The following is a 7089-nucleotide window of genomic DNA, read 5'->3' as shown; positions in this document are numbered from 1 at the left end:
GACCGCCGGTGCCGCCGCGGTGGTCGCCGACGGCGGTCTGGTCGCCGCCGCGGGCGTCGGCTACGGCACAGCCCCGGTGGACATCGTCTCCGGTGCGACGGCGGATGCTGACGAGGCCGCCGCGGATGGCACTTCCGAGACGGATGCTGCTGCGAGCGACGCAGCGGATGCCGACGGTGCTGCGGGTGCGTCGGCCGAGGGCGCCGCGGTTTCGGAGGCTGAGGACGCTTCGGCTTCGGAGGCCGAGGGCGCCAATGCCGGCGCCCTCGCGGGTGCGCTGCCCTGGAGCACGCCGGAGTCCGCCACGCCTGCCGGGGTGACCAGCGCCGACGCGGACGAGAGCTCCACCGATGAGGGCGTTGCCGACGGTGCGTCTACGCCGGATGCCGAAGACACCGCCGTGGAGAGCGACGACGAGCCGAACGACGATGGTCACGCCGACGGCCCGGCAGAGGACATCGGCACGGACGCCGCGACGGACGGCGATGAGGCGGACGAGGCCGGCCTCGAGACCGACGCCGACGAGGCGAACGCCGACGACACGGCCGACGCCCCCGCGCACTCTGACACGGACGCCGAGGACGCCGCTGAGGGCGACGAGGACCTGTCGGGCGATGTCCACGATTCGCCGGTCGCCGACTCCGGTGACTCCGACTCCGACGAGTCCGACGACGCCGACACCGACGTATCCGCGAGCTCCGAGGACACGGACAGCGACCGCTCCGGCGGCGAGCCCGACGTCCAGGCCGAGACCGGCGACGAGAGCCAGGACGGCTCCAGCACCCACGATGACTCCAGCGCCGAGGACGACTTCGCCGCGCAGGACGGCGGCGGCCAGGCATCCGAGCACGCCGAAGACCAGGCATCCGATGCCGACGGCGAGGCCCCAGCCTCCGAGGACAGCGCGACGGACGAGACACCGGCCGAGGAGGACGCCTCCACCTCGCTGCGCGACGCGGTGGCGGGTCTCTGGGCGCCGCGCCTCGCGGACACCGCCGACACCGCAGACGAGGACAAGGACGAGGACGCCGACGACGCCGACGACGCCGACGCCGACGCCGACGCCCCCGAACAGCCCGCCGCGCCGGCAGACCCGGCCGACTTCTTCACCGATCCCGATGAGCGTCCCGGCATCCTGCCGAACGCCACCGGCGCCATCTCGATCTCCCCGCTGACCGACCGGACGACGTTCACGGAGCTGATCACCGGCATCCCTGCATCCGCGTCTTTCGGCGACGCCGAGACGCCCGCACCGGCCACCGAGGCGATCCCGGTGTTCACGCCGCCTCTGTCGCACGACGAGGACGACGACGAGGGCGTCGTGGACGACATCCCCGAGGACGACCCGCGCCTGGCTGCTATGCGCAGCTCGCTCTCCAGCGCGGCCAGCCGCTTCTTCGACGGCCCCGCGCCGGACTACCCCTACGGCGATGTCCCGAAGCCGGACACGGCGGACGACGAGCAGGACGAGGCGTCAGCGGATGCCGATGGGGCGGACGACCACGACGGCGACCAGGGTCACGAGAACCACGAGGGCGACCAGCACCACGGCTGATCGCCGCAGGACGCCCTGAAGGTCGGCGTCAGGCCGGCCGGGGCCGGATGACCGGTCGCTGACGCGGCTTCGTCACGGGCACCGATCCGGTGGCGATCTCGACGACGTCGGCGGGCTCGGCGCTCACCTCGAGGCGCAGCGACTGCATGAGCGCGAGACCGTGGCGGGTGGTGAGGATCAGCCGCTGGTACTGCTCGTCGCCCTCGAGGTCGATGACCACGCTCGGACGACGCTTGCGGATCAGCACGAAATCCGTCGTGCCGGCGCCCTTCCAAGTGCCCGCGGCGAGGATGCCGGGGATGTAGGTCCCGGGTCCGGGGACGCCGCGCAGCCAGGTCCAGGCATCATCGGTGAGCTGCACGCGGGTGATGTGCTCGCGCTCGACGCGCACGTTCTCGCGGTGGAAGGTCGACGCGCGCTCGATCGGAGACAGGACCACCTCGAGTCGCGTCTGATCCAGCAGGAGCGTCACCATGATCCCAGTCTGCCAGCGCCGCCCTGCAAGATGCCTGCGACTTGCTCACAAGGCGGCAACGATCCGCTGTGCGGATCGACAACGGGAGAGGGACCCGACAGCCGAAGTCAGGTGGTGGCGGATGCTGCGGCCGCCGCCGCGGGCAGGGCGGCTTCGATCGCGGCGAGCTCCGCCTCGTCGTGCGCGGCGGTGAGGAACCACGCCTCGAACACGCTCGGGGGCAGGGCGATCCCCTGCTCGCGCATGGCGTGGAAGAACGGCGCGTACCGGAACGACTCCTGAGCCTGCGCCTCGGCGTAGGTCGTGGGCGCCTCGGCCGAGAAGGCCACGCCGAACAGGTTGCCGGCGCGCGGCACGGCGTGCACGACGCCCGCGTTGGTCAGCGCACGATGGAGGGCATCGGCCAGACGGGATGCCGAGGCGTCGATCTTCGCGTACACCTCGGGCGTCGCCAGGCGCAGCGTCGCCAGGCCCGCCGCGACGGAGAGCGGGTTGCCGGACAGCGTGCCGGCCTGGTAAACGGGGCCGACCGGCGCCAGCAGGTCCATGACGGAGGCAGCGCCGCCGAGCGCCGCGAGCGGCATCCCGCCGCCGACGACCTTGCCGAAGGTGATGATGTCGGGCAGGTACTGCTCGCCGGCCTCCTGCTGCAGGCCCCAGTAACCGGCGGGGTGCACGCGGAACCCGGTCAGCACCTCGTCCAGGATCATCAGCGCGCCGTGCGCATGCGCGGTCTCCGCGATCAGGCGGTTGAAGCCGGGCAGGGGTGCGACCACGCCCATGTTCGCGGAGGCGGCCTCAACGATCACCGCGGCGATGCGGTCGCCGTGCTCGGCGAAGACCTCCGCGAGGGCATCCGGATCGTTGTAGTCGATGACGAGCGTCTGCGCGGCGATCGGAGCGGGAACACCCGCCGAACCGGGCAGCGCGAGCGTCGCGACGCCGGAGCCGGCAGCGGCCAGCAGCCCGTCGGAGTGCCCGTGGTAGTGACCGGCGAACTTCACCAGCAGGTCGCGTCCGGTGGCGCCGCGCGCCAGGCGGATGGCGGTCATGGTCGCCTCGGTACCGGTGGACACCATGCGCACGTGCTCGACCGGGCGCGCGTCGCCCACCTGCACGCGATCGGCGATCAGCTGCGCGAGCTCGACCTCCCCCTCCGTGGGGGCGCCGAAGGACAGGCCGCGGGTCGCGGCCTCCTGCACCGCGCGCACGACCTCGGGGTGCGTGTGGCCGAGCAGCGCCGGTCCCCAGGACGCGACGAGGTCGATGTACTCCGTGCCCGCGGCATCCGTCACCCTGGCACCGTTCGCGGATGCCAGGAACCGGGGCGTCCCGCCCACCGAACCGTACGCCCGCACGGGCGAGTTCACGCCTCCCGGGATCACCGCGCGGGCGGCATCGAACAGGGTGTCATTGCGGTCGGTCATGGATACAAGCCTACGAAAACGACCTATGAGCGGCGTTGCGGCTGATCAGCGCAGCCACTCGGCCGCTTCGACCGCCCAGTACGTCAGCACGGCGTCGGCACCGGCACGGCGGATGGAGAGCAGCGACTCCAGGATGGCCGCGCGGCGATCGATCCAGCCCTTCGCGGCGGCGGCCTCGATCATCGCGTACTCGCCCGAGACCTGGTACGCCCACACCGGCACGTCCACGGCGTCGCGCACCTCGCGCACCATGTCCAGGAACGCCATCGCCGGCTTCACCATCACGATGTCGGCGCCCTCGTCCACGTCGAACAGCGCCTCGCGCACGCCCTCGCGGCGGTTGCCGGCGTCCATCTGGTAGGTGCGGCGGTCACCCTTCAGCTGCGAATCCACGGCCTCGCGGAAGGGACCGTAGAAGGCGCTGGCGTACTTGGCGGAGTATGCCAGCAGCAGGGTGTCCTGGAAGCCCTCGGTGTCGAGCGCCTCGCGGATCGCGGCGACCTGGCCGTCCATCATGCCGCTCAGGCCGAGCAGCTGCGAGCCGGCCCGCGCCTGCGCGAGAGCCATCGAGCGGTAGCGGTCCAGCGTCGCGTCGTTGTCGACGGCGCCCGAAGGGCCGAGGACCCCGCAGTGCCCGTGGTCGGTGAACTCGTCCAGGCACAGGTCGGTCTGCACGACCAGGGCGTCACCCACCTCGGCGGCGACCGCAGCGGTCGCGACGTTCAGGATGCCTTCGGGGTCGTCCGCACCCGAGCCCTCGGCGTCGCGAACCTCGGGGATGCCGAACAGCATGACCCCGCCGATGCCGGTCTCGGCGGCGTCCGCCGCCGCCCGGCGCAGCGAATCGAGCGAGTGCTGCACGACGCCGGGCATCGAGCCGATCGCAGCGGACTCCGACAGGTCCTCTCGGACGAACATCGGCAGCACCAGCTGCTGGGCCGAGAGGGAGGTCTCGCGCACCAGGTCGCGCACCGGAGCGGACTGGCGCAGCCGGCGCAGCCGGGTCTCGGGGAAACGGCTCATGAGGTGGACTCGTCCGCCGCGAACTCGTCGGCCGCGTGCGGGAGGGTGAAGTGCGACACCGTCTCGATCAGCGCATCGACCGTCTGCCGGTCGGCGACCACCGAGATCGGCAGACCCGCTTTCTGCGCGTCCTTCGCGGTGCGGGGGCCGATGGCGGCCAGCAGGGTGGAATCGGGGATCTCGGGGAACTGCTCGCGCACCTGGCTCGCGACCGAGCCGCTGGTGATCAGGATCGCGTTGATGCGACCGTTCTCCACATCGCGGCGGATGCGGTCGGTGACCGGCACTCCCACGGTGCGATACGCGACAACACTGTCGACGTCGTGGCCCGCGTCATTGAGCATGACCGAGAGCACCGGCTTGGCGATCTCGCTGCGCAGCGAGAGGACGCGACGGGGCTCCGGCTCGAGGGCGATCATCTGCTCGGCCATCCCCGCTGCCGAGTTGTCGAGCTCCGGGACGAGCGCGACCTCATACCCCACCGCGAGCAGAGCAGCCGCGGTGGTCTCGCCGACAGCGGCGATCTTCGTGCGCTTGGGCACCGTGACCCGGTGCGCGAACAGCACGTCCACCGTGGTGGCGCTCGTGACGGTCAGCCAGTCGTAGTGACCCTCCTGCAGCCGCTCGAGTGCGGCATCCAGAGCATCCTGATCCGTGGTGGGGGCGAAGTTGATCAGCGGGGCCACGACGGGCACTGCTCCCTGCACTCGCAGGCTCGCGGCGACACTGTCGCCCCACGGGCCGCCACGCGGCACCAGGACGCGCCAACCGTCCAGCGGCTTGGCCGTTTTCGTTTCGGAAGCAGTCATCAGGATCACTCTCGCGGGAGAAGGTCGGCCGCTCCCTGTTCGAGCAGCCGATGGGCTGCAGACATGCCGATGTCACGGATCGCGCGCATCGGGTCTGCACCATCGGCAGCACTTGCTCCGTTGCCACTGCCGTTCCGACGAATATACCCCCCGTTCAGGGACTCCGTGACGTCTATGCCGATCCGCCCGGTTCCGGCCGGCTCGTACACGACGCTGCGGATGCGGATGCTGTCGCCTGTGACCTGCGCGTGGGCCGCCATCGGCGCCTGGCATCCGGCCTCGAGCCCGGCGAGGATCGCCCGCTCGACCGTCACCGCGATGCGGGTGTCCTCGTCGTCGAGCTCGGCGAGCGCGGCGAGCAGATCGGCCGGGGCATCCGTCAGGGTCTCGACGGCCAGCGACCCCTGGCCGGGAGCGGTGGGCCACTCGGCCAGGCCGAGGTGCTCGCGGTGCAGGACGGAGTCCGCACCGAGCCGGCTCAGCCCCGCGGCGGCGAGGATCACGGCATCCAGCTCCCCCGATGCGACCCGCTCCAGTCGCGAGTCGACGTTCCCGCGGATGTCGACGGTCTCGGCACGCGGAGCGCGGCGGCGCACCTGGGCGATGCGACGCGGCGCGCCGGTGCCGATCCGCGCGCCGGCGGGCAGCTCGTGCAGAGGGGTGCCGTCTCGCGTGATCGCGACATCGCGGGCGTCCTCGCGGACCGGTGTCGCGGCGATGACGAGGCCGTCGGGCTGAGCCGTCGGCAGATCCTTCAGGGAGTGCACCAGGATGTCGCACTCCCCCGCCACGAGCGCCTCGCGCAGCCGGTTGGCGAACACGCCGGTGCCGCCGATCTCGGAGAGGGATGCCCGGTTGGTGTCGCCCTCCGACACGATCGGCACCAGCTCGACAGGGCGCCCGATGATCTTCGCCAGGGCGTCCGCGACGTGCCCGGACTGCGCCTGCGCGAGCGCGCTGCGCCTTGTTCCGAGACGGATCGGCGCGCCGGGACGGATGGGGGTTCTCACTGCAGCACGTCGGCGATCTCGTCGAGGCGCAGGCGGCGCCCGGTGTAGAAGGGCACCTCCTCCTTCACGAAGCGGCGGGCCTCGGTGTAGCGCAGGTCGCGCATCAGGTCGACCAGCTCGGTCGGGTCGTCGGCCTCGAGCGGCAGCAGCCACTCGTAGTCGCCGAGCGCGAAGGCGGCGACGGTGTTGGCGATCACACCGCGGTGCGCGGCGCCCTTGCGTCCGTGGTCCGCGAGCATCTGCCTGCGGTCGTCCTCGGAGGCGAGGTACCACTCCGGGGTGCGCACGAACGGGTAGAGGCAGAGCCAGCCCTTCGCCTCGACGCCGCGGAGGAAGCCCGGCACGTGCGCGCGGTTGAACTCCGCGTCGCGGTGCACGCCCATCACGTTCCACACCGGCAGCAGCGGGCGGATCAGGTCGGTGCGGCGCAGACGGCGAAGGGCGCGCTGCAGCTCCTCGGCGGTGTCGCCGTGCAGCCAGACCATCAGGTCGGCGTCCGCCTTCAGGCCGCTGACGTCGTAGAAGCCGCGCACCGAGACACCGGTTTCCTCGATGTCGGCGACGATCGTCTCCAGCTCGGTGGCCTCGGTCTCCACGACCGGGGCGTCGGGGTTTCGGCGCCAGACGGCCCAGAGGGTGAAGCCTGCAGGGGCGGATTCGGATGGGATGTCTTCACGAACTTCCGGCATGCATCCAGTCTGCCCCTTCCTGAGGGGTGCCGCGTACCTGGAGACCTCAGTCCCCAGCGGGAGACGGTCGCTAGCTGTACTTCCCCGTGAGGTTGTGAACG

General features: G+C 71.6%; 7 protein-coding genes. 1 reads left to right on the top strand and 6 read right to left on the bottom strand.

Annotated elements, in window-relative coordinates:
- On the top strand, window positions 1-1555 hold a 1555-nt coding region (locus tag BGN97_RS01250), incomplete at its 5' end, for a hypothetical protein (RefSeq protein ID WP_292697357.1).
- Between the two features lie 28 nt (window positions 1556-1583).
- Here BGN97_RS01250 and BGN97_RS01245 read toward each other — a convergent pair.
- The 6 genes from BGN97_RS01245 to hemQ all read right to left on the bottom strand — a co-directional run bounded on the left by BGN97_RS01245 (window position 1584) and on the right by hemQ (window position 6988).
- Window positions 1584-2030 (bottom strand): hypothetical protein, encoded by a 447-nt coding sequence (locus BGN97_RS01245; protein WP_285638005.1) that lies wholly within the window; start codon window positions 2028-2030, stop codon window positions 1584-1586.
- A gap of 107 nt (window positions 2031-2137) precedes the next feature.
- Entirely contained in the window at window positions 2138-3457 is a 1320-nt protein-coding gene (locus BGN97_RS01240) for a glutamate-1-semialdehyde 2,1-aminomutase (RefSeq protein ID WP_292697355.1), read from the bottom strand.
- A gap of 45 nt (window positions 3458-3502) precedes the next feature.
- The gene (hemB, locus tag BGN97_RS01235; RefSeq protein ID WP_292697354.1) at window positions 3503-4480 is read right to left on the bottom strand and encodes a porphobilinogen synthase; all 978 of its coding nucleotides are present in this window, start codon (window positions 4478-4480) and stop codon (window positions 3503-3505) included.
- A complete protein-coding gene (locus BGN97_RS01230; protein ID WP_292697353.1) occupies window positions 4477-5289 on the bottom strand; it encodes a uroporphyrinogen-III synthase in 813 nt (270 codons plus the stop codon). The genes hemB and BGN97_RS01230 overlap by 4 nt, the downstream gene beginning before the upstream one ends.
- Before the next feature lie 5 nt (window positions 5290-5294).
- On the bottom strand, window positions 5295-6299 hold the full coding sequence (hemC, locus tag BGN97_RS01225) for a hydroxymethylbilane synthase (RefSeq protein ID WP_292697352.1): 1005 nt from the start codon (window positions 6297-6299) through the stop codon (window positions 5295-5297).
- The gene (gene hemQ / locus BGN97_RS01220; RefSeq protein ID WP_292697351.1) at window positions 6296-6988 is read right to left on the bottom strand and encodes a hydrogen peroxide-dependent heme synthase; all 693 of its coding nucleotides are present in this window, start codon (window positions 6986-6988) and stop codon (window positions 6296-6298) included. Before hemQ ends, hemC begins: the two co-directional genes overlap by 4 nt.
- Window positions 6989-7089 lie beyond the last annotated feature (101 nt).

This window comes from Microbacterium sp. 69-10 (assembly GCF_001897945.1).
GTDB lineage: Bacteria > Actinomycetota > Actinomycetes > Actinomycetales > Microbacteriaceae > Microbacterium.
This window is presented reverse-complemented; position numbering and strand designations above follow the sequence as displayed.